Source organism: Castellaniella hirudinis (assembly GCF_047468865.1).
In the GTDB taxonomy this organism is placed as follows: domain Bacteria; phylum Pseudomonadota; class Gammaproteobacteria; order Burkholderiales; family Burkholderiaceae_B; genus Castellaniella; species Castellaniella hirudinis_A.
The window spans coordinates 178,446-202,721 of record NZ_JBLGTV010000004.1; the positions used below are offsets into that span (position 1 = coordinate 178,446).

General features: G+C 65.5%; 19 protein-coding genes. 4 read left to right on the plus strand and 15 right to left on the minus strand.

Annotated elements, in window-relative coordinates; translation table 11 throughout:
- Nucleotides 1-18 precede the first annotated feature (18 nt).
- The 5 genes from ACMHYJ_RS07825 to ACMHYJ_RS07845 all read right to left on the minus strand — a co-directional run bounded on the left by ACMHYJ_RS07825 (nucleotide 19) and on the right by ACMHYJ_RS07845 (nucleotide 6,376).
- Nucleotides 19-1,311: an ABC transporter substrate-binding protein gene (locus ACMHYJ_RS07825; RefSeq protein WP_414245701.1), complete on the minus strand. Its 1,293-nt coding sequence runs from the start codon at nucleotides 1,309-1,311 to the stop codon at nucleotides 19-21.
- A gap of 211 nt (nucleotides 1,312-1,522) precedes the next feature.
- Complete coding sequence (locus ACMHYJ_RS07830) at nucleotides 1,523-2,584, minus strand: branched-chain amino acid ABC transporter permease (RefSeq protein ID WP_414245655.1); 1,062 nt, start codon at nucleotides 2,582-2,584, stop codon at nucleotides 1,523-1,525.
- 32 nt (nucleotides 2,585-2,616) lie between these two features.
- On the minus strand, nucleotides 2,617-3,546 hold the full coding sequence (locus ACMHYJ_RS07835; protein WP_414245656.1) for a branched-chain amino acid ABC transporter permease: 930 nt from the start codon (nucleotides 3,544-3,546) through the stop codon (nucleotides 2,617-2,619).
- Between the two features lie 28 nt (nucleotides 3,547-3,574).
- Nucleotides 3,575-4,414 (minus strand): ABC transporter ATP-binding protein, encoded by an 840-nt coding sequence (locus tag ACMHYJ_RS07840; RefSeq protein ID WP_414245657.1) that lies wholly within the window; start codon nucleotides 4,412-4,414, stop codon nucleotides 3,575-3,577.
- On the minus strand, nucleotides 4,415-6,376 hold the full coding sequence (locus tag ACMHYJ_RS07845) for an AMP-dependent synthetase/ligase (protein ID WP_414245658.1): 1,962 nt from the start codon (nucleotides 6,374-6,376) through the stop codon (nucleotides 4,415-4,417).
- Nucleotides 6,377-6,519: 143 nt separating this feature from the next.
- On the opposite strand from ACMHYJ_RS07845, the gene ACMHYJ_RS07850 reads away from it, so the two are divergent.
- Nucleotides 6,520-7,194: a Crp/Fnr family transcriptional regulator gene (locus tag ACMHYJ_RS07850; protein WP_414245659.1), complete on the plus strand. Its 675-nt coding sequence runs from the start codon at nucleotides 6,520-6,522 to the stop codon at nucleotides 7,192-7,194.
- Nucleotides 7,195-7,211: 17 nt separating this feature from the next.
- Here the strand turns inward: ACMHYJ_RS07850 and ACMHYJ_RS07855 are convergent, their stop codons facing one another.
- The 8 genes from ACMHYJ_RS07855 to ACMHYJ_RS07890 all read right to left on the minus strand — a co-directional run bounded on the left by ACMHYJ_RS07855 (nucleotide 7,212) and on the right by ACMHYJ_RS07890 (nucleotide 16,435).
- On the minus strand, nucleotides 7,212-7,931 hold the full coding sequence (locus ACMHYJ_RS07855; RefSeq protein ID WP_414245660.1) for an ABC transporter ATP-binding protein: 720 nt from the start codon (nucleotides 7,929-7,931) through the stop codon (nucleotides 7,212-7,214).
- Nucleotides 7,925-9,859 carry an ABC transporter permease subunit gene (locus tag ACMHYJ_RS07860; RefSeq protein ID WP_414245661.1) on the minus strand — a complete coding sequence of 645 codons (1,935 nt, stop codon included), beginning with the start codon at nucleotides 9,857-9,859 and terminating at the stop codon, nucleotides 7,925-7,927. The genes ACMHYJ_RS07855 and ACMHYJ_RS07860 overlap by 7 nt, the downstream gene beginning before the upstream one ends.
- Nucleotides 9,860-9,862: 3 nt before the next feature.
- Nucleotides 9,863-10,738 (minus strand): branched-chain amino acid ABC transporter permease, encoded by an 876-nt coding sequence (locus ACMHYJ_RS07865; RefSeq protein WP_414245662.1) that lies wholly within the window; start codon nucleotides 10,736-10,738, stop codon nucleotides 9,863-9,865.
- A 162-nt stretch (nucleotides 10,739-10,900) separates the two neighbouring features.
- Nucleotides 10,901-12,115, minus strand: coding sequence for an ABC transporter substrate-binding protein (locus tag ACMHYJ_RS07870; RefSeq protein WP_414245663.1), 1,215 nt, complete (start codon nucleotides 12,113-12,115; stop codon nucleotides 10,901-10,903).
- Nucleotides 12,116-12,247: 132 nt separating this feature from the next.
- Entirely contained in the window at nucleotides 12,248-13,171 is a 924-nt protein-coding gene (locus ACMHYJ_RS07875) for a LysR substrate-binding domain-containing protein (RefSeq protein ID WP_414245664.1), read from the minus strand.
- Nucleotides 13,172-13,363: 192 nt separating this feature from the next.
- Nucleotides 13,364-14,674, minus strand: a complete 1,311-nt coding sequence (locus ACMHYJ_RS07880; RefSeq protein WP_414245665.1) for a sulfate adenylyltransferase subunit 1 — start codon at nucleotides 14,672-14,674, stop codon at nucleotides 13,364-13,366.
- Nucleotides 14,675-14,742: 68 nt separating this feature from the next.
- The gene (gene cysD, locus ACMHYJ_RS07885; protein WP_414245666.1) at nucleotides 14,743-15,660 is read right to left on the minus strand and encodes a sulfate adenylyltransferase subunit CysD; all 918 of its coding nucleotides are present in this window, start codon (nucleotides 15,658-15,660) and stop codon (nucleotides 14,743-14,745) included.
- Nucleotides 15,661-15,673: 13 nt separating this feature from the next.
- Complete coding sequence (locus ACMHYJ_RS07890) at nucleotides 15,674-16,435, minus strand: phosphoadenylyl-sulfate reductase (RefSeq protein ID WP_414245667.1); 762 nt, start codon at nucleotides 16,433-16,435, stop codon at nucleotides 15,674-15,676.
- A 157-nt stretch (nucleotides 16,436-16,592) separates the two neighbouring features.
- On the opposite strand from ACMHYJ_RS07890, the gene ACMHYJ_RS07895 reads away from it, so the two are divergent.
- On the plus strand, nucleotides 16,593-17,882 hold the full coding sequence (locus tag ACMHYJ_RS07895) for a Glu/Leu/Phe/Val family dehydrogenase (RefSeq protein WP_414245668.1): 1,290 nt from the start codon (nucleotides 16,593-16,595) through the stop codon (nucleotides 17,880-17,882).
- Nucleotides 17,882-18,877, plus strand: coding sequence for an asparaginase (locus tag ACMHYJ_RS07900; RefSeq protein ID WP_414245669.1), 996 nt, complete (start codon nucleotides 17,882-17,884; stop codon nucleotides 18,875-18,877). Before ACMHYJ_RS07895 ends, ACMHYJ_RS07900 begins: the two co-directional genes overlap by 1 nt.
- Nucleotides 18,878-19,107: 230 nt before the next feature.
- On the opposite strand, the gene tdh is transcribed toward ACMHYJ_RS07900, so the two are convergent.
- Together tdh and ACMHYJ_RS07910 are read right to left on the minus strand one after the other, a co-directional pair.
- Nucleotides 19,108-20,148 (minus strand): L-threonine 3-dehydrogenase, encoded by a 1,041-nt coding sequence (gene tdh / locus ACMHYJ_RS07905; protein WP_414245670.1) that lies wholly within the window; start codon nucleotides 20,146-20,148, stop codon nucleotides 19,108-19,110.
- A gap of 75 nt (nucleotides 20,149-20,223) precedes the next feature.
- A complete protein-coding gene (locus tag ACMHYJ_RS07910; protein WP_414245671.1) occupies nucleotides 20,224-21,426 on the minus strand; it encodes a glycine C-acetyltransferase in 1,203 nt (400 codons plus the stop codon).
- 186 nt (nucleotides 21,427-21,612) lie between these two features.
- Between ACMHYJ_RS07910 and ACMHYJ_RS07915 the strand changes: the two genes are divergently transcribed.
- Entirely contained in the window at nucleotides 21,613-24,213 is a 2,601-nt protein-coding gene (locus tag ACMHYJ_RS07915) for an EAL domain-containing protein (RefSeq protein WP_414245672.1), read from the plus strand.
- Nucleotides 24,214-24,276: the final 63 nt, after the last annotated feature.

A 24,276-nucleotide genomic window follows, 5' to 3' on the forward strand; every position in this document is an offset into this window, starting at 1 on the left:
GCCCGGCCCCGAAACGGCTTACTCGGCCGCGCAATCACGCACGGGCAGTTTCTTCTCGGCGGCGTATTTCTCGCCCAGGGACTGCACCAGGGGGGTGATGTAGTCGGGGTTGGACTGATACCAGTCGGACACGACGTCGAACTTCTTGCCGTCCCACTGGATGATGCGCGCCCAATCGGTGCCCATATGGTTCTCGCAACTGGTGGCCACCGGACGCATCAGCTTGGCGAAACCCAGTTCCTCCAGGCGCTTTTCGTCCAAGTTGAGGTTTTCATAGCCCCAGCGCACTTGCTCCGGCGTCATCGCCTTGCCCTTGCCGAATTTTTCCTGGGCCGTGCGGATGGCTTCCACCTGCAGCATGGCAATCATCATGCCGCGCGTATAAGCCAGGGTGCCGAAGGTGCCGCCGTCCTTGTCCGCGCCCTCGCCCTTGTCGTACACATACTTTTTGACGTCATCGTGCACCCGGCCATGCTCGGCGCTGTTCTGGATGGTGATGCCGTGATAGCCCTTGGCGGTATCGCCCAGGTCGGCCACGTCGGTTTCGGACGCCGCCCACCAGATGCCGTACATCTTGTCGCGCGGATAGCCCACGGCCTGGGCCTCGCGGATGGCGGTGGGGGTCATGATGCCGGCGCTTTGCATCAGCACGAAATCGGGCCGGTTCTTGCGGATCTGCAGCCAGGTGGATTTTTGCTCGACGCCGGGGGCGGCCACCGGATACAGCTGCAAGTCGAAGCCCTGGGCCTTGGCGCGGGCTTCCAGCAGCGGGATGGGCTCCTTGCCAAAGGGGGAGTCATGGTAGACCAGGGCGATTTTCTTGCCTTTCAGCTGGTCTTCGCCCCCCAGGTTCTTGGCAATGTCCTGGATCATGACGTCATAGGCCGTCCAGTAGTTGCCCAGCAGCGGGAAATTCCATTTGAACACCCGGCCATCGGCGGATTGCGACAGGCCGTAGCCCACCGACACCACCGAACGCCCATCGACGATGGCCTTGTCCGTGACGGCGAAGGTAATCCCCGTGGACTGCGTGTCGAAGCCGGTGGCGCCGCCGAATTTATCTTTCAGGCGCTCGTAGCATTCCACCCCCTTGTCGGTGGAATAGGCGGTTTCGCATTCTTCGAACACCAGCTTGACGCCATTGACCCCGCCATCGCGGGCGTTGACCATTTTCAGATAGTCCAGCTTGCCGTTGGCCCAGGGAATCCCCAGCGGCGCAAACGAACCCGTGCGGTACACCAGCAGCGGAATGAAATTTTCTTCGGCGGCCTGTGCGCTGCTGGCCACACCCACCAGTCCGGCGGCGGCCATCACGACAGTGGCCGTGGCTTTGGTCAATGCATGCTTCATCTGTAGCTCCTCCTGGTGCTTAAGGCACCTTTGAATATGACGCCTCCGTGCGGATGACGCCGGGACAAACACCCCTGGCCCCGCCTGGGCGGGCACCCTGCCCGCCCGCGCTGCGGGCCTAGCATCCTGTCCGGCCATCCGGCTTCGAGCAGCCGGACGACCCAGCGGGACACTAGTGGGGAAATGGCCAAATCCTGAGTTTTTCCTTGGCAATGCTCCAAAGCCTGGCCAAGCCATGCGGCTCGACAATCAGGAAGAAGACGATCAGGAAGCCAAATACCATGTGTTCGATGTGCGCGGCGATGTCCACCGGAATGGACAGGCCCAGGGCGTGCGGGACGTTGGTCAGCAGCACCGGCACCAGCACCATGAAGGCCGCCCCGAAAAAACTGCCGACGATGGAGCCCAGACCGCCGATGATGATGATGAACAGCAATTGCAAGGATCGGTTGAGGTCGAACGCCAGGGGCTCCCAGGAGCCCAGGTGGACGTAGGCCCACAAGGCCCCGGCCACGCCGATGATGAAAGAGCTGACCGCAAAGGCCGTGAGCTTGGCGTACACCGGGCGGATGCCGATCACGGCGGCGGCCACGTCCATGTCGCGGATGGCCATCCATTGGCGGCCGATCGCGCCGCGCACCAGATTTTTCGCCAGCAGGCCGACCACCGCCACGAAGCACAGCACGAATAGATACTTTTGCACCGGGGAGACCACCGGCAGGCCGAAAAAGTCCAACGCGGGCACGGAGACATTGCCGGAGGTGGAGTAGTTGGTGAAGTACGCGATACGCAAAAAGGCCCAGTCCATGAAAAACTGCGCCGCCAGGGTCGTCACCGCCAGGTACAGGCCGCGAATCCGCAGACTGGGGATGCCGAAGGCCACCCCCGCCACGGCGGCGAACACCCCGCCCAGCAGAATCTGCACCAGCAGCGGCAAGTCCAGGCGCACGCCGAAGTTCCAGGCGGCATACGCGCCCACGGCCATGAAGGCCCCCGAACCAATGGATATCTGGCCGCAATAGCCCACCAGAATGTTCAGGCCGATCGCCGCCAGCGACAGGATCAGGAAGGGAATCAAAATGGCCTGCAGCCAGTAGTCGGACGCCCAGGCGGGCACCAGCACAAAGGCGACGCCCAGCATGGCCAGGACAAACCAGCGATCCTGGCGGATGGGGAAAATCTGCTGATCCGAGCGGTAGGTGCTCTTGAACTGGCCGTTTTCACGATAGAACATGGATGAAGTCTCCTGCGTGCCGCCTGACGGGGTCAGACACGGTCAATGATTTTTTCGCCGAACAGCCCCTGCGGCCGAAACAGCAGGAACACCAGCGCCAGCATGTAGGCAAACCAGATCTCGATGCCGCCGCCCACGAAAGGCCCCAGGTAGACCTCGGACAGTTTCTCGCCCACCCCGATGATCAGCCCCCCCACGATGGCCCCCGGCACGGAAGTCAGCCCGCCCAGGATCACCACCGGCAAAGCCCGCAGGGCCGCCGTGGACAAGGTGAACTGCACGCCGAACTTGGAACCCCAGACGATGCCCGTGACCAGGGCGACCAGGCCGGCGACGGTCCAGACCACCACCCAGATGCGGTTCAGCGGAATGCCCACCGACTGCGCGGCCTGATGGTCGTCGGCCACCGCCCGCAAGGCGCGCCCCACCGTAGTGAACTGGAAGAAGAAGGCCAGCACGGCCACCAGCACGGCGGCCACCAGGGCGGCGGTCAGGTCTTCCAGGCTGACTAGGATGCCGCCCTCGAAGACCGAATCCAGGATGAACAAGGGATCTTTGGGCATGCCCACGTCGATGGAATAGACCGAACTGCCGAACAGAATCTGGCCGATGCCATCCAGGAAGTAGCTGATGCCGATGGTGGCCATCAGCAAGGTCGTGCCTTCCTGGTTGACCAGGTGGCGCAGGACGAATTTCTCGACCAGCACCGCCACCAGCCACATGAACCCGGCACTCAGCACGAAGGCCAGCAGGTTGGCCGCCAGCAAGGCGTCGCCCCCCAGCCAATCGTTGATCCAGCCCGACAGCCGCGCCATGGCCAGGGCGGCGATCAGCACCATGGCGCCCTGGGCGAAATTGAACACCCCGGAGGCCTTGAAGATCAGCACAAAGCCCAGGGCCACCAAGGCATAGAGCATGCCGCTCATCAGGCCGCCGATCACGGTTTCCAGAAAAAATCCCATGTGTTTGTCTCCTGAGTCCGGGCCCGGCCTAGTGGCCGGCCCCGAGATAGGCCTGGATGACCTCGGGGTTGCCGCGCACCGCATCCGGCGTGCCGTCGCCGATTTTGCGGCCGTAATCCAGCACCACCACGCGGTCGGAGATATCCATCACCACACCCATGTCGTGCTCGATCAGCACGATGGTGGTGCCGAATTCGTCGTTCACGTCCAGGATGTAGCGGCTCATGTCCTGCTTTTCTTCGATGTTCATGCCCGCCATGGGTTCGTCCAGCAGCAGGATGCGCGGCTCCATGGCCAGGGCGCGGCCCAGATCGACCCGCTTTTGCAGGCCATAGGGCAGGCGGCCCACAGGGGTCTTGCGGTAGGCCTGGATCTCCAGGAAGTCGATCAGGTTCTCGACGAATTCGCGGTGCGCGATTTCTTCGCGCTCGGCCGACCCCAGCCGCAGGGCCTGGGCCAGCACCCCGCTTTTCATGCGCAGGTTGCGCCCCGTCATGATGTTGTCCAGCACGCTCATGCCCTTGAACAGGGCCAGGTTCTGGAAAGTGCGCGCAATGCCCATTTCGGCGGCCCGGCGCGGGCTCATGCGGTTGAACTGCTGATCCTGCAGCAGGATGCGGCCTTCCTGGGGGGTATAGACGCCATTGATGACGTTGAGCATGGAGCTCTTGCCCGCCCCGTTGGGGCCGATGATGGCGCGGATTTCGTGTTCGCGCACATCGAAAGAGATGTCGGTCAGGGCCTTGACCCCGCCGAATGACAGGGAAATCCGCTGCAGATCCAGGATGACCGGGCCGATCCGGGCGGCGCGGGCATCGACCGGGACGGCATCCGATACGGCGGTATCCGGGCTTGGGTTGGGGTTCATTCAGGCCACCTTCTTCAGGGGTTCGGGCTTCGCCACGGCGGCGGACTCGATGCGCAGGTCTGCCGCGATCCGGCCAATGCGGCCATCCTCGAACTTGACCTCGGTTTCGATATATTGGCTGGACAGGCCGGCAAACAGGGCATCGACCAGCACGCCGTATTTCTGGGCAATGAAGGCCCGGCGCACCTTGCGCGTGCGGGTCAATTCATCATCGTCGGGGTCCAGCTCTTTGTGCAGGATCAAGAAGCGCACCACCTGCGAGGCCGCCATCTTCGGGTCTTGCGCCAGGTCGCGGTTGACCTGCTCAACGCAATCGCGGATCAGGGCGTAGACCTCGTCCTTGGACGCCAGGTCGGTGTACCCGGCGTAAGGCAGGCCCCGGCGCTCGGCCCAGTTGCCCACAGCCTCCAGGTCGATGTTGATGAAAGCGCAGACCTCGGGGCGGTCGGCCCCGAAAGCCACCACTTCCTTGATGAACGGGAAAAATTTCAGCTTGTTTTCGATGTACTTGGGGGCGAACAGGCTGTCGTCGGCCAAGCGCCCCACGTCCTTGGCGCGGTCGATGATCTTCAGTTGGCCATCGGCGTCCAGGTAGCCGGCGTCCCCGGTGTGATACCAGCCATCGTCGGTGTAGGACGCCTCGGTGGCCTCGGGGTTCTGGTAGTAGCCCGTGAACAGCCCGGGGCTGCGCAGCTGGATTTCGCCATTGGCGGCCACGCGGATTTCCACCCCGTCGCACGGCGGGCCCACGGTGTCGTCGCGCACCTGGCCATTGGCCTGCACGCACACGAACACCGAGGTCTCGGTGGAACCATACAGCTGCTTGAGATTGATGCCGATGGATCGATAGAACACGAACAGGTCGGGGCCGATGGCTTCGCCGGCGGTATAAGCCACGCGCACCCGGCTCATGCCCAGGGTGTTGCGCAAGGGGCCATACACCAGCGCATTGCCCAAGGCGTATTTGCAGCGATCCCAGACGCCCACGGTGCCGTCCGCATCCAGGATGCGGGTGCCTACCCGGCGGGCCAGCCGCATGGCGCGGTCGAACAGCCAGCGCTTGACGCGCCCGGCGTCCTCCATGCGGATCATGACGCGGGTCAGCAGGTCTTCCAGCACCCGGGGCGGCGCGAAATAATAGGTGGGGCCGATATCCCGCATGTCGATGGACACGGTGTCGGGGGACTCGGGGTGGTTGACGGTAAAGCCGGTGGTCAGGAACTGCGTGTAGGAAAACATGTTCTGGCCGATCCAGGCGGGCGGCAGATACGCCAGCACGTCTTCGCGGTCGGTCAGGCCCTCGAAGCGCTCGATCACGCGGGCGCGGTCGATCAAGGCTAAGTGACTGAGCACCACGCCCTTGGGCTTGCCCGTCGTGCCCGAGGTATAGAACATGGCGGCGGTGTCTTCGGACCGGATGGCGGCCATGCGGGCATCGACTTCATCCGGCTGCCGGCGCGTCCGCTCGTCCCCCCGCGCCAGCAGCGCGCCCCAGGACAGCAGCCGGGGATCGTCGTAGTGGCGCAGACCGCGCGGGTCGTCGAAAACCAGTGCCCGCAAGGCGGGACAGCGATCCGAGACTTCGAGCATCTTGTCCAGCTGCTCTTGATCTTCGACCACTACCACGCCCACCTGGGCATCCTGCAGCACAAAAGTCATTTCATCGGCCACGGCATCCTGGTACAGCGGCACGGGGATGGCCCCCAGGCACTGGGCGGCCATCATCGCCATGTACAGGCGGGGGCGGTTCTCGCCCACCACCGCCACGTGCTCGCCCGCCGCCACGCCAAGATCCGCCAGGCCGGCGGCGACGCGCCGGACTTCGGCCGCCACCTGCGCCCAGGTGAGGGTTTGCCAGATGCCCAGATCTTTTTCGCGGATCGCCGGACGCGGCCCGCGCGCCTGGGCGTGGTGCATCAACAAAGCCGGAAAAGTCACTGGATCGGTGGATTCCTGTACCATGATGTCTCCTTGGCCGACCAGAAGATCCTGGTTGCGCCGGGTCGGTGCGCCTCTGTCGGGCGGTGTGGTACTTAAGGTACTGCCCCCCGGGGCTTCGGACTGTCGCACATACGACATTCACCCACGATCTAGGGTTATTCCCCATGAACCTGTCCTGGTCTTTACAACCCCACGCCGCCTGGTTTGAGCTGCTGGACGATGCCCAGCAGGCCCGCGTCGTCCAGGACACCACGCTGGCTCAGGTAGAGGCCGGCACCATCATCGAGCACAAGGGCGTGGTAGCCGGGGCCTGGATCGGGGTGCTGGACGGTCTGATCAAGGTGTCGGTGGGCAATGCCGACGGCAAGCTGGCCTCGCTGACCGGCGTGCCTGCGGGCGGCTGGATCGGGGAAGGCTCTTTACTGAAGCGCGAAGCGCGCAAATACGACATCATCGCGCTGCGCCGCAGCGTCATCGCCCGCCTGCGCGGCGATACCTTCAACTGGCTGCTGGACAACAGCATTCCGTTCAACCGCTTCCTGCTGCATCAGCTGAACGAGCGCGTCGCCCAGTTCATCGGCAAAGCCGAATACGACCGCCTGCTGGCCCCCGATGCGCGGGTGGCCCGCTGCCTGGCCGAACTGTTCAACCCCCTGCTGTACCCGGGCAATTCGACCCGGCTGGAAATCACCCAGGAAGAAATCGGCTACCTGGCGCGGATTTCGCGCCAGCGCACCAACCAGGCGCTGCGGGTGCTGGAAGCCGCCCGGCTGCTGAAGATCGAATACGGCGCCGTCCAGGTGCTGGATCTGGACGGCCTGCAGCAATACGGGGTGTAGTCCATGCCCGCCCCGCGTCAATGTCCGCCCAGATATGCCGCCGCCACGGCGGGGTCGCTGCGCAGCTGCGCCGCCGGCCCTTCGACCGCGATCTTGCCGTTTTCCAGGACATAGCCGTAATCCGCCACGGCCAGCGCGGCGGCGGCGAATTGCTCGACCAGCAGCATAGTGACGCCCTCGCGCTTGAGCCGGGAAATAATCCGAAAGACCTCGTCCACCAGAATCGGCGCCAGGCCCATGGACGGTTCGTCCAGCAGGATGACCTCGGGATTGAGCATCACGGCGCGCGCCATGGCCAGCATCTGCTGCTCACCCCCGGAGAGCGTGCCGGCCAGTTGCGTGCGGCGCTCTTGCAAGCGCGGGAAAAGCGCCAGCGCCCGATCCAGATCATGCGGCACATCCCCCTTGGCCCGGCTGCCGGTCAGGCGCGGGAACGCGCCCAACAGCAGATTGTCGGTCACACTGAGCGTGGGGAACACGCGCCGGCCCTCGGGCGAATGCGCCAGGCCCAGGCGGGCGATGCGGTGCGAATCCAGCCCCTGGATTTCGCGCCCGCCCAGGGTGATCACGCCCGCGCTGGGCCGCAGCATCCCGGAGATCGCCTTCATGGTGGTGGTCTTGCCCGCCCCATTCGATCCGATCAGGGTGACGACCTTGCCTGCCGGCACGGCCAGGCTGATGCCGTGCAGGACTTTGACCTTGCCGTAGCCGGCTTCCAGATTTTCGATTTTCAGCATGCTTGGGCTCCTGCTTGTTCACCCCCCAGATAGGCTTCGACCACACGGGGGTCGGCCTGCACGGCCTGCGGCAGGCCTTCGGCGATCTTCTGGCCGAAATCCAGCACCGACACGGCATCGCAAACGCTCATCACCACATCCATGTGGTGCTCGATCAGGATGACGGTCAGGCCGCGATCCTTGATCTTGCGGATGATGGCCAGCAGATCCGCGATATCCGGCGCGGTCAGGCCGGCGGCGGGCTCGTCCAGCAGCAGCAGGTGGGGGTCCAGCGCCAGGGCGCGGGCGATTTCCAGCAGGCGCTGCTTGCCATAGGGCAGATTGCGCGCTTCTTCCTGCGCCAATGACGCCAGGCCCACGAAATCCAGCAAGGCATGGGCCCGCGCCCGCGCTGCGTTTTCTTCCCGGCGCCACAGGGGCAGGCGCAGGGCCACGCTGCTCAGGCGGCTGGTGAAGGTGTGGTGCAGACCCACCAGCACGTTTTCCAGCGCCGTCATTTCGCCGAACAGCTGGACATTCTGGAAGGTGCGGGCCACCCCCCGTGCAGCGATGTCGGACGAGGTCAGGCCGGCCAGATCCTTCCCCGCGAACACGACCGACCCCGAGGTCGGCACATAAATGCCGGTCAGGACATTCATCATCGTGCTTTTGCCCGAGCCATTCGGGCCGATCAGGCCATGCACCGTGCCCCGGCGCACTTCCAGGTCGACCGCGTTCAGCGCCCGCAGCCCGCCGAACTGCATGACGGCCTGGCTGACGGACAGCAACACCCCGTGCGAGGCATCCGGTTCGCGGCCGACCTGGGCCAGATCCGCCCGCGCCGCCGGGATCGGCTCGACAGCATGCCGGCGATGCGACCAGGAACGGAGAACGAAGCCCACGATGCCGTCCGGCAGGTAATACACCACGAACAGAATCATCAGGCCGAAGATCGACAGGCGCCAATCGGTCATCTGATCCAGCATCAGCGAGCCGCCCGCCAACACCAGGACGCCGGCCACGGGGGCGGCCATGCGCCGCCAGGTGGCCCGGCCCTGGCGCACGGCCCAGGCCGACCCCGCCACGACCATGACGGCCAGGCCGATGGCCAGAGGCCTGAAGGTGGACACGTCATCCAGCATCTTGGGCAACAGCACGATGATGGCGGCCCCCAGCAAGGCGCCGGAACGCGTCTTGCGCCCCCCCATGATGATGGCCAGCAGGAACAGCACCATCAGCTCGAAGGTATAGGTATTGGGCGAAATGTACTGCTCGGAATAGGCATGCAACGCCCCGGACAGGCCCGCCAGGCCCGCGCTGATGACGAAGGCCACCACCTTGTAGCGGTACACCGACACCCCCATGCAATCGCAGGCGATCGGGCTGTCGCGCAGGGCCTCGAAGGCGCGGCCATAGTGCGACCGAGCCACCCGCTCGGTAAACAGCACCGACAGCGCCAGCAGCGCCAGCACCATCCAGAAGAACTGCGGGCCGGTCATCATGTGGTCGCCGATCATGGGCTTGTCCAGGCTGATGCCCATCGGGCCATCGGTCAGGAAATCCATTTCGTTGATCAGGATCTGAATGATGGTGCCAAACGCCAGCGTCACCATCGCCAGATAAGGGCCGGTGACCCGCAAAGAAGGCAAGGCGAGAATCGCCCCGAACACCGAGGTGACGGCGATGGCCGCCGGAATGGCCAGCCAGAAAGACACGTCCAGGTGCAGGATCAGTGTGCCCACGGTATAGGCCCCGATGCCGAACAGGCCGGCGTGGCCCAGCGAGACCTGGCCGGTATAACCCACCACAATATCCAGCCCCAGCAGCAGCACGGCATAGATCAGGATGGTTTCGATCAGGTGCAGGTAATACGGGTTGGTCACCACCAGCGGCACGGCGGCCAGCACGGCCACCAGCGCCGCAAACGAGAAAAATGACGATTTGCGCATGACTCAGACCTTCTTGATCGCAGTTTTGCCAAACAGGCCGGCGGGCCGCACGGTCAGAACCAGCAGCAGGAGAATCAGCCCCGGCACGTCCTTGTAGCCGGTGGACAGGTAAAAGCCCGTCATGGTCTCCAGCACCCCCAGCAGCAGGCCGCCGACGATCGCCCCCAGGCCGCTGTTCAGCCCGCCGACGATCGCCACGGCGAAAGCCTTCAGGCCCAGCACCGCCCCCATCGACGCGCCGGTCAGCGTCAGCGGGGCGATCAACACCCCGGCGAACGCCGCCGTCAGGGACGACAGGGCGTAGGAAAACGTGATCACCAGCTTGGTGTTGATGCCCATCAGGCCGGCGGCGTCCCGGTCGCCGGACGTGGCCACCACCGCCTTGCCATAAATGGACGTGCGGTTGAACAGCTCGATGGCCCCCATGATCAGCAAGGCCCCGCCCACCACCATCAGCTCCATGGGCAGAATGCGCGCGCCCAGCACCGTGAACGGGGCTTCGGACACGGGCGAGGGAAAGGGCATGGCGTCGCGGCCCCAGATGTTCTCCGCCATGTTGCGGAAAATAATGCCCAAGGCAATGGTGGCCATGATCCAGCCGAATTCGGATCGGGCCTCGATGGCTGGACGCACGGCCACCCGCTCGACCACCGCCCCTTGGGCCATCCCGAAAATACAGACCAGGGGAATCATCAGCCAGTAGCTGACACCGAAACCCACCAGCGTCAGGCCCACCAGCCCGCCCAGCATCAGGGCGTCGCCCTGGCCGAAGTTCAGGGTTTCGGAGGTGGCATACGTCAATTGGTAGCCAAAGGCAACGACCGCATAGATCATGCCCAGCGCAATGCCGCTATAAGCCAGCTGCAGAAAAATCGTCATGACACATTCCAACGAAACACGCGATCCGGTGCGACAGGGCCGCGCCGGATCACGCGACAAACCACTCCCGACCGCCCGGAACCGGGCGGAGGAAACACAAGACGGGGATATCCGCCGGGCAGGCGCTGCAGCGCCCCGCCCGGCCGGGCCGCCAGACCGGGGTTACTGCCCGGCCTGCCCGGAATTCGCCACGCTGCGCTGTTCGTCCTCGGGGTGGGCAAAGACCACGCGGCCCTTGGAGACCTCACCCATGTAGACCATGTCCGGGCTGTCGATGGTTTCGTGGTCGGTGACGGAAAATGGCTGTTTGTAGGTCATGATGACGCCTTCCACCGGCGCTTTCAGATCTTCCAGGGCGGCCCGGATGTCCGGCCCCTGGGTGTTGCCCGCCTGCTCGATGGCGGCGGCCAGCAGCAGCAGGGAGTCATAGCCCTGGGCGGCGGACACGGCCGATTCGATCACCCCGCCCTTGGGATTGTTCGCCTGGACGTAGGCGTCGATGAAGGCCTTGCGCTTGGGGGTGTTGGGATTCTGGATGAAGGTCTGGGGCATCAGGGCGCCATCCCCATTGACCCGCGCCGTGTCGATGAAATTGGCCATGGCCAGTGTCCAACTGCCGATCATCGGCACTTTCCAGCCCAGCTTGGCCATGCCGTTGGCCAATTGGGCCAATTCCGGCCCGATGCCGTAAGTCAGCAGGGCTTCGGCGCCGGCTTCCTTGGCGCGCAACAGCTGGGCGGTCATGTCCACGTCGCCGATATTGAATTTCTCGACCACGACCGGCTTGACGCCCAGCTTGTCCAGCGCCTTTTCCATGTCCTCGCGGCCCAACTGGCCGTAGTTGGTGGAATCCGCCATGATGGCCACTTTTTTCAGGCCGCGCTTGGTCACGGCTTCGGCGGCGATCATGGGGGCCTGGATGTTGTCGGCGGCCGAGGTGCGGAACACATAGTTGTTTGCGTACTTGGGCGGCTCGAACTGCCTGGACACCACGCTGCCGGTCGCCACATTGACGACCACGGGAATCTCGGCTTTTTGATAAAACCGCGTCCCCGCCAGCGTCACCCCGGTATTGATGAAGCCCACGGTGGCGACGACTTTTTCCCGATTGATCAGTTCTTGGGAAATCTGCACGCCGCGCTCATTCTTGGCCTCGTCGTCGCGCTCGATGAGTTCCAGTTGGCGGCCCAGCACGCCGCCCTGGGCGTTGATGTCCTGGGCCGCCAGGCGCACCCCGGCGCGCATGCTGACCCCCATGGACGACGAGCCGCCCGTGTAGGGGCCGGACACGCCGATCTTGATGGTATCCGCGGCCTGGGCCGTGGCGGCCAGAGAAAGCGCCAGCGCCGCGGCCAGGCAGGTTTTGCTCAGATTCATGATGTCTCCTGTGATCGAGAGGGCCGACTCTGTCCGCCGGCTTTTGGAAGGTTCGGCAGAAAGTCTAGCGATCCGGCCCGGGCGTGGTTGGAAATCGGCGCGGGCCTATGCGGAAAAAAATTCCGTACTCGATCAGCCCCCTGGGGGGATGCGGGGAATGCGGCGGCACAGATCCCTGAGCCATAGGGAAAACGATAGGCGCACGCCGGTCAGCGGCATGGAAGCATCGCGGCACAGATAGTAGTGCGAGTCCGGGGCGGCCGTGATGGAAAACGGGGCGATCAGCTGGCCCGACTGCAAGCTGCGGCTGGCCAGGCTGCGGCGCGTGATCATCACCCCCTGGCCGGCGCACGCCGCCGCCATGGCCATCCCCAGGTCGAAGAAACTGATGCCTTCCTCGGGTTCCGGCCAGTCCAGGCCCGCGGCGTCGAACCAGGGCCGCCAGGGGTCCAGCGGGCTGTGCAGCAAATGGGCGAACTTCAGGTCGGCGGGCTGGCGCAAAGGCCCGTGGCGGCGCAGATAATCGGGCGAGCAGGCCGGGAACACCACGTCGTCGGTCAGCAGTTCGGAGACCGCCCCCGGATAGCGGCCCAAGCCGAAACGTATCCAGAAATCCGCCTGGGACGGCCCGATGTCCAGGTAAGGGATGGACATCACCACGCTCATGTCCAGGTTGGGATGCGTTTGCGTGAACTCGTGCAGATGCGGCCCCAGCACCGAGTGCCCGAAGGACGGTGTCGTGACCAGCCGCAGGCTGTCGCGGGGCTTTTGGCCCCGATGATGCAGGGAGATATCGGACAGCAGGCGCAGGGCGGTCTCGATCTGCTCCAGGTATTCGTGCCCGGCGGTCGTCAGCAGCACGCCCCGGCTGCCGCGCTCGAACAGGGCCTGGCCCAGCCAGGATTCCAGCTGGGTGATGCGCTTGCCCACGGCGCTGGCGGTGATGCAGAGTTCTTCGGCGGCCCGTCCGAAAGAACCCAGGCGCGCGGCGGCCTCAAACGCCCGGATCGAGGCCAGGGACGGCAGACGGATGTTTTGCTGGACGGGAGGCGCCATCGGAGGAAACCGGACACAACGGGGGGAAATGCCCCGATTGTGTCACAGTCGCGCCGCCGGGCCTAGGGTCTGTCATCATGCCTTCTGGCCGCCGCCCATCAAGCGCAAGCCGCGTCGCTTGAGGGGCGGCAGGTCAATGAGGTTCAGTGCGCCGCCAGGCGCCGGGTGCCGGGCGGCGGAAGGCGGGACAGCTCAGGCCAGGCGCACCAGCCCCGCCGCGGCGGTCTGGTTGGTGGCGGTGTCGATCAGGATGAACGACCCCGTGCCGCGCTGCACGGCATAGTCATCCAGGGCCAGGGCATCGCGCGCGCGCAGACTCACGCGGCCAATGTCGTTCATCGCCAGGGTGCCCTGCCAATCGACGGCCCGCAGCTCGTGGATGTCGCGGCGGGCATGCACCGCCTGGATGCGCACCTGGGTCAGGCGCGTGCCCAGTTTCAGCCAGTACAGGCGGGCCGGATTCAGGGCCTGCTGATCCAGCCAGCACAAATCGGCCTCGAAGTCCCGGCGCAGCACGGCATCATCGTCGGCATGAACCAACAAGTCGCCACGCGACACGTCGAGCTCACGATCCAGCACCACGGTGATGCTGTCGCCCGGCAAGGCGGCATCCAGCGATTGGTCGCCGCGCAGCAGGCGGGCGATCGTGGCGGTCTGCCCGCTGGGCAGAACCCGCACGGCATCGCCCACGCGCCAGGCGCCCCCCTGCAACTGGCCGGCATAGCCCCGGAAGGCGTCGGGCCCGCTGCCCTGGTGGCGAATGACCCACTGGACGAAAAAACGGGCCTGGCCGTCGTCCTGGCGCCCGGCCAGCGGCAGGGATTCCAGCAGACTCAGCAGCGGCAGCCCGCGATACCACGGGGTGTGGTCGCTGCCCCGCACCACATTGTCGCCGGCCAGGGCCGAGATCGGCACGATATGGAACGCGGCAATGCCCAGCCGGTCGGCCAGATCCTGGTACGCCTCGCGGATGCGGCTGAACACGGCCTCGTCCCAATCGACCAGATCCATCTTATTGACCGCCACGACGATGTGCTGCAGCCCCAGCAGGCGCGCCAGCGTGCTGTGGCGCTTGGTCTGCGGCAACAGCTGGCCATCGGCCACGCGGCTGGCGTCGATCAGGATGATGGCCGCATCGGCGGTGGAGGCGCCGGTGACCATATTGCGCGTGTACTGTTCATGGCCCGGCGCATCGGCGACGATGAACTTGCGCACCGGCGTTGCAAAATACCGATAGGCCACGTCGATGGTGATGCCTTGTTCGCGCTCGGCCTCCAGGCCGTCGGTCAACAGCGCCAGATCGACCTGCCGGTCGGGCGCGCGCGTGTACTTGGATCCGGCGATCGCGCGCAGCTGATCGGCGAAAACGCCTTTGCTGTCCAGCAGCAGCCGCCCGATCAGCGTGGACTTGCCATCGTCCACAGAACCCGCCGTAATCAGCCGCAGCACCGCGGTATCCTGGCTTGCCGGCGTTTCCGGCCATTGTTCGTTGATTGCATTCATCTGATTCAAATTCCTGGGTTGAACCCCGGCCCTCCCGGGCGGAGTCCGGCCGGAAGGCCGTTCGCGGTTCAGAAATAACCTTGTTTCTTGCGACGCTCCATCGACGCCTCGGAGGTCTGGTCATCCAGACGGGTGGCGCCGCGCTCGGTGAGCGTCGCCACGGCGGTCTCGCGGATGATGTCCGCCGGGCTGGCGGCGTCGGACGCCACCGGGCAAGTGCAGGACACATCCCCCACCGTGCGGAAGCGCACGTCCAGGCGTTCGGCCTGCTCGCCTTCGCGCACGGGCGTGAGCGGCGTCACCGGCACCAGCAGGCCCTGGCGGCGCACCACCTCGCGCGGGTGGGTGTAGTACAGCGAGGGCAGATCCAGCTGTTCGCGCTCGATGTACTGCCAGACATCCAGTTCGGTCCAGTTGGAAATCGGGAAGACGCGGATGTTCTCGCCCGGATGCGTGCGGGTGTTGTACAGGTTCCAGAGCTCCGGCCGCTGGGCCTTGGGATCCCACTGGCCGAATTCGTCGCGGAACGAGCAGATGCGTTCTTTGGCGCGGGCTTTTTCCTCGTCGCGCCGGGCGCCGCCGATGCAGGCATCGAAACCGAACTCGGCGATGGCTTCCAGCAGGGTGACGGCCTGGGCCGCATTGCGCGAGTCCCCCGCCTGGCGCAGCACCACCGTGCCGCGCGCGATAGAGTCCTCGACGCGGCGCACGATCAGCTCTTCGCCCAATCCGGCCACGCGGCGGTCGCGGAATTCGATGACTTCGGGGAAATTATGCCCGGTGTCGATATGCATCAGGGGAAAGGGGAAGCGCCCGGGGCGAAAGGCCTTTTCGGCCAGCCGCAGCAGGACGCAGGAATCTTTGCCGCCGGAGAACAGCAGCACGGGCCGCGCGCATTCGGCGGCCACCTCGCGCAGGATATAAATGGCCTCGGACTCCAACCAGTCCAGATGAGTGCGGGCAGCAGGGGCAATAGCGGTCGTCATGATAAAACCAGGGTCAAGAATCGGAGGAAACCACGTCGGTCGCGCGGGGGCGTACCCGTGGGCGGTCGGCCAGATTGGACGCATGCAGCCCGCACTCGCGGCTGTCGCGCTGCTCCCACCACCAGCGCCCGGCGCGCGGATCTTCGCCGGGGCGCACCGCGCGGGTACAGGGTTCACAGCCGATCGACGGATAGCCCCGGTCGTGCAGCGGGTTGTAGGGCACGGCCAGCGCCCGCACCACGGCCCAGACGTCATCGCCGGCCCAGTCGGCCAACGGGTTGTATTTCCGCAACCCGAAGGTCTCGTCCCATTGCGCTTCGGGCAAATCCACGCGGGTAATGGATTGTTCCCGCCGCTGGCCGGTGATCCAGGCGCTGTGGCCCGCCAGGGCGCGGCGCAGGGGCTCGACCTTGCGGATGCCGCAGCATTCCTTGCGCAGGGCCACGCTTTCATAGAAGGCGAATTCGCCATGGGCGGCCACGTGCGCCTGCACGGCGGCCGGGTCGGGCTGCATGACCCGCACCGGGATGCCATAACGCTGGCGCACGACGTCCACCATGGCCAGGGTTTCGGCATGCAGGCGTCCCGTATCCAGCATGAAGACGCCCAGCCGGGGCGTGCACTGGGCCACCGCGTGGATCAGCAGGCTGTCCTCGACCCCCATGGACGAGGCCAGCAGCGCATCGGGGTGGGCGGCGGCGATGGCCCCGATGCGATCCAGCAGATCGAACCAGCGGCGCGCCACGGCATCGGGCAGGGAAGAATGTTCTGACATGCCGCCAGTGTGACGCGCTATCCGGCGCAACGGAACGATAGAATCGTTGGTTTCATATAACCGGGGCCGGAATTGCTGCAGAATTTTTCCAGCGCACTAAAATGGTGCCAGTTGTTTGTCCTCGTCGATCCGTCATTCATAAAAAAGGCTGCACGTCATGGCTGAACCCCAAGCGCATTCCCTCCCCTCGTATCTGGATTCCTCGCACCCCGGCCCCTGGGGCATCTACCTGCAGCAGGTCGACCGGGTCACCCCCTATCTGGGCAACCTGTCCCGCTGGGTCGAAACCCTGAAACGCCCCAAGCGCATCCTCATCGTGGATGTCCCCGTCGAACTGGACGACGGCACGATCGCCCACTTCGAAGGCTACCGGGTGCAGCACAATAATTCGCGCGGCCCCGGCAAGGGCGGCGTGCGCTACCACCAGGACGTCACGCTGTCCGAAGTCATGGCGCTGTCGGCCTGGATGTCGGTCAAGTCCGCCGCCGTCAACCTGCCGTTCGGCGGGGCCAAGGGCGGCATCCGCATCGACCCGCGCCAGCACTCGCAGGCCGAGATCGAACGCATCACGCGCCGCTACACCAGCGAAATCCACGACATCATCGGCCCCAACAAAGACATCCCCGCCCCGGACGTCAACACCAACGGCCAGATCATGGCCTGGATGATGGACACCTATTCCATGAACGAAGGCGGCACCACCACCGGCGTCGTCACGGGCAAGCCCGTGTCCCTGGGCGGCAGCCTGGGGCGCATCGAAGCCACCGGCCGGGGCGTCTATGTCGTGGCCTGCGAAGCCGCGCGCGAATCCGGCATCGACATCAAGGGCGCCCGCATCGCCATCCAGGGCTTCGGCAACGTGGGCGGCACCGCCGCCCGCCTGTTCCACGAAGCCGGGGCGCACGTCATCGCCGCCTACGACCACACCGGCATCGTCTACAACAGCCGGGGCCTCAACGTGCCGGCCCTGGTCGAGCACGTCAAATCCACCGGCGGGGTGGCGGGCGCCGCCGACACCGAAACCCTCACGCCCAAGGATTTCTGGTCGCTGGAAACCGACATCCTGATCCCGGCCGCTCTCGAAGGCCAGATCACCCGCGACAACGCCGACCTGGTGCGCACCCGCATCCTGGTCGAAGGCGCCAACGGCCCCACCACCCCCGAAGCGGACGACATCATCTCGGCCAAGGGCACGGTCATCGTGCCCGACGTCGTCGCCAACGCCGGCGGGGTCACGGTCAGCTATTTCGAATGGGTGCAGGATTTCTCCAGCTTCTTCTGGACCGAACAAGAAATCAACCACCGCCTGGAAGCCATGATGCGCTCGGCCTACAGCAGCATGTCCGCCGTGGCCCGCCAGCACGGGGTGTCGCTGCGCACAGCGGCCTTCATCGTGGCCTGCTCGCGCATCCTCGAAGCCCGCCAGGTGCGCGGCCTGTACCCCTGATGTCCCGGCTGCTGCTGATCGGCACGGGCGGCACCATCGCCGCCACGGCCAGCGACGCGCAACGCCTGACCGACTACGAGGTCACCCAGGGGATAGACGCCATGCTGGCGGCCATCCCCGGGGCCACAGACATCGCGGACATCCGCTGCGAGCAGCCGCTCAACGTGGATAGCCGGGCGCTGGACACCGGCCAGGTGCTGCGGCTGGCCCGGCGGGTGCGGCAGGCCGCAGACCAGCCCGATATCGACGGCATCGTCATCACGCACGGCACCGACAGCCTGGAAGAAACCGCTTTTTTCCTGCACCTGACCCAGGACACGCCCAAGCCTATCGTGCTGGCGGGGGCCATGCGCCCGGCGTCCGCCCCCAGCGCGGACGGGCCGCTGAACCTGCTGAACGCCCTGCGCGTCGCCGACAGCCCGGACAGCCGCCACCGAGGCGTTCTGGTGGCCATGAACGACCGCATCGTAGCGGGCCGATGGGCCAGCAAGGCCCATACCACCCGGGTGGATGCCTTCGGCGCCGACGGCCTGGGGGTGCTGGGGGAAATCTGCGACGGCGCGGTGCGGTATTACGCCGGGCAGCCCGGCCCGCAGACCCCGCTGCCGGCCGGCCCGCAAGCGGTCTTCCCGCTGGACGCGGCGGACACGCTGCCGGCGACGGACATCATCCACGACTACCAGGACGCCCCCCTGCACGCCTACCAGGCCGCCATCCAGGCGGGCGTGCAAGGCCTTGTGGTGGCGGGCATGGGCAACGGCAGCCTGAGCCCCGCGGCCGAACACGGCTGCGCCCTGGCGGTAAAAGCCGGCCTGGTCTGCGTGCGCGCCAGCCGGGTGCCACGCGGCAGCGTCACGCCCAAGGCATCCGATGACGCCACGGGCCTGCTGGCCGCGCACCAGCTCAATCCGCTGCAAGCGCGTATTTTGCTGCGGCTGGCCCTGGCGCAAGGCATGGGGCGGTCGGAGATCGCTGGGTTGTTGCGCCGGTTGTAGGCGGGGGGGCCGACGGCTTGGATGCGTCTGGGGCTGAATAGTCCTCAAGGGCGATTAAACCCCTCAAAAACCTTTCTCAAGCCCAAGCAGCTCTCCACGTCGCGGCTTGCAAGCCGCTCCGATTCGTCAGGCATAGGACAGTCCGCAGGGGACTGTCCTATGTCCCGACTCATCCACCTCGCGGCTTGCAAGCCGCTCCGATTCGCCCGGCGAAAAATAGTCCTCAAGGACTATTTTTCGTCCGGGTGAATCCAATCCAACACAACCTTGCCGCTTTGGCCGGAGAGCATGGCTTCGAAGCCCTGGCGGTAATCGGCCACGGGGTAGTGGTGCGTCAGGATGGGCGATAGATCCAGGCCGCTTTGCAGCATGGCCACCATCTTGTACCAGGTTTCAAACATCTGGCGGCCATAGATGCCCTTGATTTCCAGCCCCTTGAAAATGATCTGGCTCCAGGCCGCGCCGACGCCGTCGGGCAGGATGCCCAGCATGGCGATCTTGCCGCCGTGGTTCATTTGTTCCAGCATGGCGGCGAAGGCGCTGGGCACCCCGGACATTTCCAGCCCCACGTCGAAGCCTTCGGTCATGCCCAGTTCGCGCATCACGTCGGGCAGGCTTTCGCGCGCCACGTTGACGGTGCGGCTGGCCCCCATCCGGGCGGCCAGATCCAGGCGGTAATCGTTGACATCGGTGATCACGACGTTGCGCGCCCCCACATGGCGGGCAATGGCGGCGGCCATGGCCCCGATGGGGCCCGCGCCGGTAATCAGGACGTCTTCGCCCACCAGGTCGAAGGCCAGCGCCGTGTGGGTCGCGTTGCCATAGGGGTCGAAAATCGCGGCCAGGTCGTCCGGGACATCGTCCGGGATGCGAAACGCATTGAAGGCCGGAATCACCAGGTAGTCGGCAAACGCCCCGGGCCGGTTGACCCCCACCCCCTGGGTGTTGCGGCACAGATGGCGGCGGCCCGCCCGGCAGTTGCGGCAATAGCCGCAGGTGATGTGGCCTTCGCCCGAAACCCGGTCGCCGATCTTGAAGCCCTGGACTTCCTGGCCGAGTTCGACGATTTCGCCCACGTATTCGTGGCCGACGTGCATGGGCACGGGAATGGTGCGGGCCGCCCATTCGTCCCATTTCCAGATATGGATATCCGTGCCGCAGATCGCCGTTTTGCGGATGCGGATCAGAATATCGTTGTGACCGACGGCGGGCTTGGGGACATCCACCAGCTCCAACCCGACGGCGGGCTGCATCTTGGCCAAGGCTCTCATGAAGACTCCATCAAGAAAACAGGCCGCCCTGGTATCGAACGGCCTAAAAGGGTTTGATCAAGCGACCGACCGGGTTCAGCGGATGACGCCCAGGTCGCGCCCGACCCGGGCGAAGGCCTCGACGGCCCGGTCGATGTCCGCCGTGCTGTGGGCGGCGGACATCTGGGTGCGGATGCGGGCCTTGCCCTTGGGCACCACGGGATAGGAAAAGCCGATGACGTAGATGCCCTGCGCCAGCAAGGCATCGGCCATGCGGCCCGCCAGCGCGGCATCGCCCAGCATGACCGGGATGATGGGATGCTGACCCGGCACCAGGGAAAAGCCCAGGGCCTGCATGGCCTGGCGGAAATGCCGGCCATTGGCATGCACGCGGCTGCGCAGCTGATCGCCCTCCGGGCCCTGCAGCAAAGCCAGCACCTGGCGCGAGGCCGCGACGATGGCCGGCGCCAGGGTATTGGAAAACAGATAGGGGCGCGAGCGCTGGCGCAGCATATCGACGACGACGGCATCGGCGGCCACGTAGCCCCCGGATGCGCCGCCCAGGGCCTTGCCCAGCGTGCCGGTGAGAATGTGCACCCGGCCCAGGACGCCGCAGGCTTCGGGCGTGCCCCGGCCCCCGGCCCCCATGAATCCCACCGCGTGGGAATCGTCCACCATGACCAGGGCGTCGAATTCGTCGGCCAGATCGCAGATGGCGGGCAGGTCGGCAATAATGCCGTCCATGGAGAACACGCCGTCCGTGGCGATCATGAGGTGGCGCGCGCCCGCGTCGCGGGCCGCCTGCAGCTGGACGCGCAGATCGGCCATGTCGTTGTTGGCATAGCGATAGCGGCGCGCCTTGCACAGGCGGATGCCGTCGATGATGCTGGCGTGGTTCAGGGCATCGCTGACGATGGCGTCCTGTTCGTCCAGCAGGGCCTCGAAGAGCCCGCCGTTGGCATCGAAGCAGCTGGAATACAAAATGGCGTCGCCCATGCCCAGCCATTGGGCCAGGCTGGCTTCCAGGGCCTTGTGGCCGGATTGCGTGCCGCAAATGAAGCGCACCGACGCCATGCCGAAGCCGTCGGCCGCCAGCCCTTCCTGGGCGGACTGGATCAGGCGCGGGTCGTTGGCCAGGCCCAGGTAATTATTGGCGCAGAAATTCAGCACGGACTGGCCGTCGGCCAGCCGCACCTGGGCGGACTGCTGGCTGGCGATGATGCGTTCGGACTTGTAGTAGCCGTCGTGACGCAACTGCCCGATCCGGGTATCGAGATCGGCGAGAAATGCCTGTGACATGATCGACCTTTTTGGGGAGATATGTGAAGGGCCCTGGACGGGTTCGGATGACTGGAATGCATTGTACGCCGACCGGGAAAGTCTCTCTATAATCTTGCAAACAGCGGGCAAACCGGCGGTCTGTACCGGGCACTGCCTTGCAACGCAATATCCTATGATTGCAACATCAGTTTCATATCGAGACCTATGCGCCGGCCCGTATCCAACCTCCTGGTGGCAATCCAACTGGCCCTGCCGCTGGCCGCGGGGCTGGCCGTCGGCCCTGCGCAAGCCCAGACGCTGCGGATCGGCATCTACAACCAGAAACCGGACGTCTACCTCGGGCCGGACAACCGCCCGGCCGGCATCCTGGGCGAAATCCTGAACGAAATCGCCCGCCGCGAAGGCTGGATCCTGACCGCGCAAACCTGCAGCTGGCAGCAATGCATGCAATGGCTGCGCGACGGCGACATCGACCTGCTGCCCGATGTGTACTACAGCGCGGAACGCGCCAAGACCCTGGGCTTCCATCATGTGCCGGCCCTGCACAGCTGGTCGCAGATGTATACCCGGCCGGGCGGCGCGCTGCGCGCGATCACCGACCTCGAAGGGCTGGTGGTGGCCGTGCTGGCCGGCTCGGCCCAGCAGGACTACCTGCAATCCACGCTGGCCGGCCTGCACATCAACGCCAGCCTGGTGCCCGTGCAAAACCTGGAAGAAGGCTTCCAGATGGTCAGCCGACACCAGGCCGACGCCGTGGCGGCCGATTTCTACATCGGCGAACTGACCGCCCGGGACTACGGCCTGGCGACGACATCCATCGTCTTCCAGCCCACCGAGGCGTTCTATGCCACGCAGAAAGGCAAAAACGCCACGGTGCTGGCCGCGATCGACCAATACCTCAGCCTTTGGCAGGACGATCCCAATTCCTTTTATTTCCACACCCTGGATCACTGGCGCCAGACCCCGGACACCGACGCCGCCACCCCCTACCCCACCCCGCTGCTGGCCGGCCTGTTCGCCGGACTGACGCTGCTGGCGCTGCTGCTGGGCTGGCAGCGCCACCGGCATGGCCGCACACGCCGCCAACTGCAGGCCAAGACCCGCCAGCTGGAAACCATACTGGGCAGCATCGACGCCCTGGTCAGCATCAAGGCCCCGGATGGCCGCTATCTGCTGGGCAACACACACCTCGAACGCTTTCTGGGCGCCGAAACCGGGCAGTTGGCGGGCCAGCGCGACACCGATTTCTACACCGACACCGAAACCCTGGCCAGCATCCAGAAAAGCGATCAGGCCGTGCTGCAAACCGGCCAGCGCAGCTTTGTCCAGCAAACCATCCACCGGCCCCGGGACAACTCGGCCCGCACCCTGATGACCATCAAGGCGCCCCTGCTGGCGGCCGACGGCACCCCGGAAGGCATTTGCGTGATCGATTCCGACATCACCGACCGCCTCCGCGCCGAACAAGCCACGCACCAGCTGACATACTACGACCCCCTGACCCAGCTGCCCAACCGGCGCATGGCCCTGGAACGCCTGCGGCAAATCCTCGATGGCGCGCGGCAAACCAACACCCACGGCGCCCTGATGCAGATGGATCTGGACGGCTTCAAGAAAATCAACGACCGCTACGGCTACAGCGCGGGAGATGCCCTGCTGGCGGCGCTGGCCATCCGCCTGCGCGCCTGCACGCGCGAACACGACCTGGTGGCCCACACCAGCGCGAACGAATTCGTCATGCTGATCGACGACCTGGGCAGCGACTTCCACGAGGCCGCCCGCACCGCTATGTCGATTGCCGAAAACCTGCGGCAAACCATCAGCGGCAGCGCCCTGCCGGTTCAAGACCGAGCCATCTTCACCACGGCCAGCATCGGCCTGACCCTGATCAACGCCGCCAGCCGCGACATGGACACCGTCATGCGCGAGGCCGGCATGGCCACTCAGCTCGCCAAGTCCAAGGGCGGCAACCGCGCCACGTTCTACGAACAAGACCTGCAAGCTGAAGTCGAGCAACGCCTGTGGCTGGAGCAAGACCTGGTTCAGGCCATCGGCACGCCGCAAATCAGCCTGCACCTGCAGCCGCAGTTCGGCCAGGGCGGCAGCGTGACGGGCGCCGAGCTACTGGCCCGCTGGCAACACCCCGCACACGGCCCGGTCTCCCCCGCGCTCTTTATTCCGGTGGCCGAGGAATCCGGCCTGATCAATCTGCTGGGCACCTGGACGCTGGGCGTGGCCTGCGACACCATCCTGACCCTGCAGGCCCTGGGCGAAACCTACCCGCTGTCCATCAATGTCAGCCCCAAGCGCCTGATGGAACCCCGCTTCGTCGACCATGTACGCGAAACCCTGGAACGCAAGGGCGTGCCCGGCAACCGCTTGATCTTCGAAGTCACCGAAGGGGTGCTGATCCAGGACATCCAGGCGGTGGCGCGGCGCATGCAGGCCCTCGCCCGGCTGGGCATCCGCTTTTCCATCGACGATTTCGGCACGGGCTATTCCAACCTGGCCTATCTGAAGCGCCTGCCGCTGTACGAGCTGAAAATCGACAAAAGCCTGATCCAGGATCTGCCCGACGACAACGACAGCACTGCCATCGTGCAGTTGATCCTGGCCATGGCCGATCAGCTCAATCTGCGGGTGGTGGCCGAAGGCGTGGAAACCGACGAGCAGGCCCAGGTGCTGTTCCAGAACCATTGCCACGCCCTGCAAGGCTTTTTGCTGGCCCGGCCCATGCCCATCGACACCTGGGTGCAGCGTGTGCGCGACCGGCTGTCCACCGAAACCCCGCCGTCCGCCGACTGAACGCCGCAAAAAACCGAACCGCCCCTCAAGGGCGGGCACAACGGCCAAGCTTCGAGGGGCGGT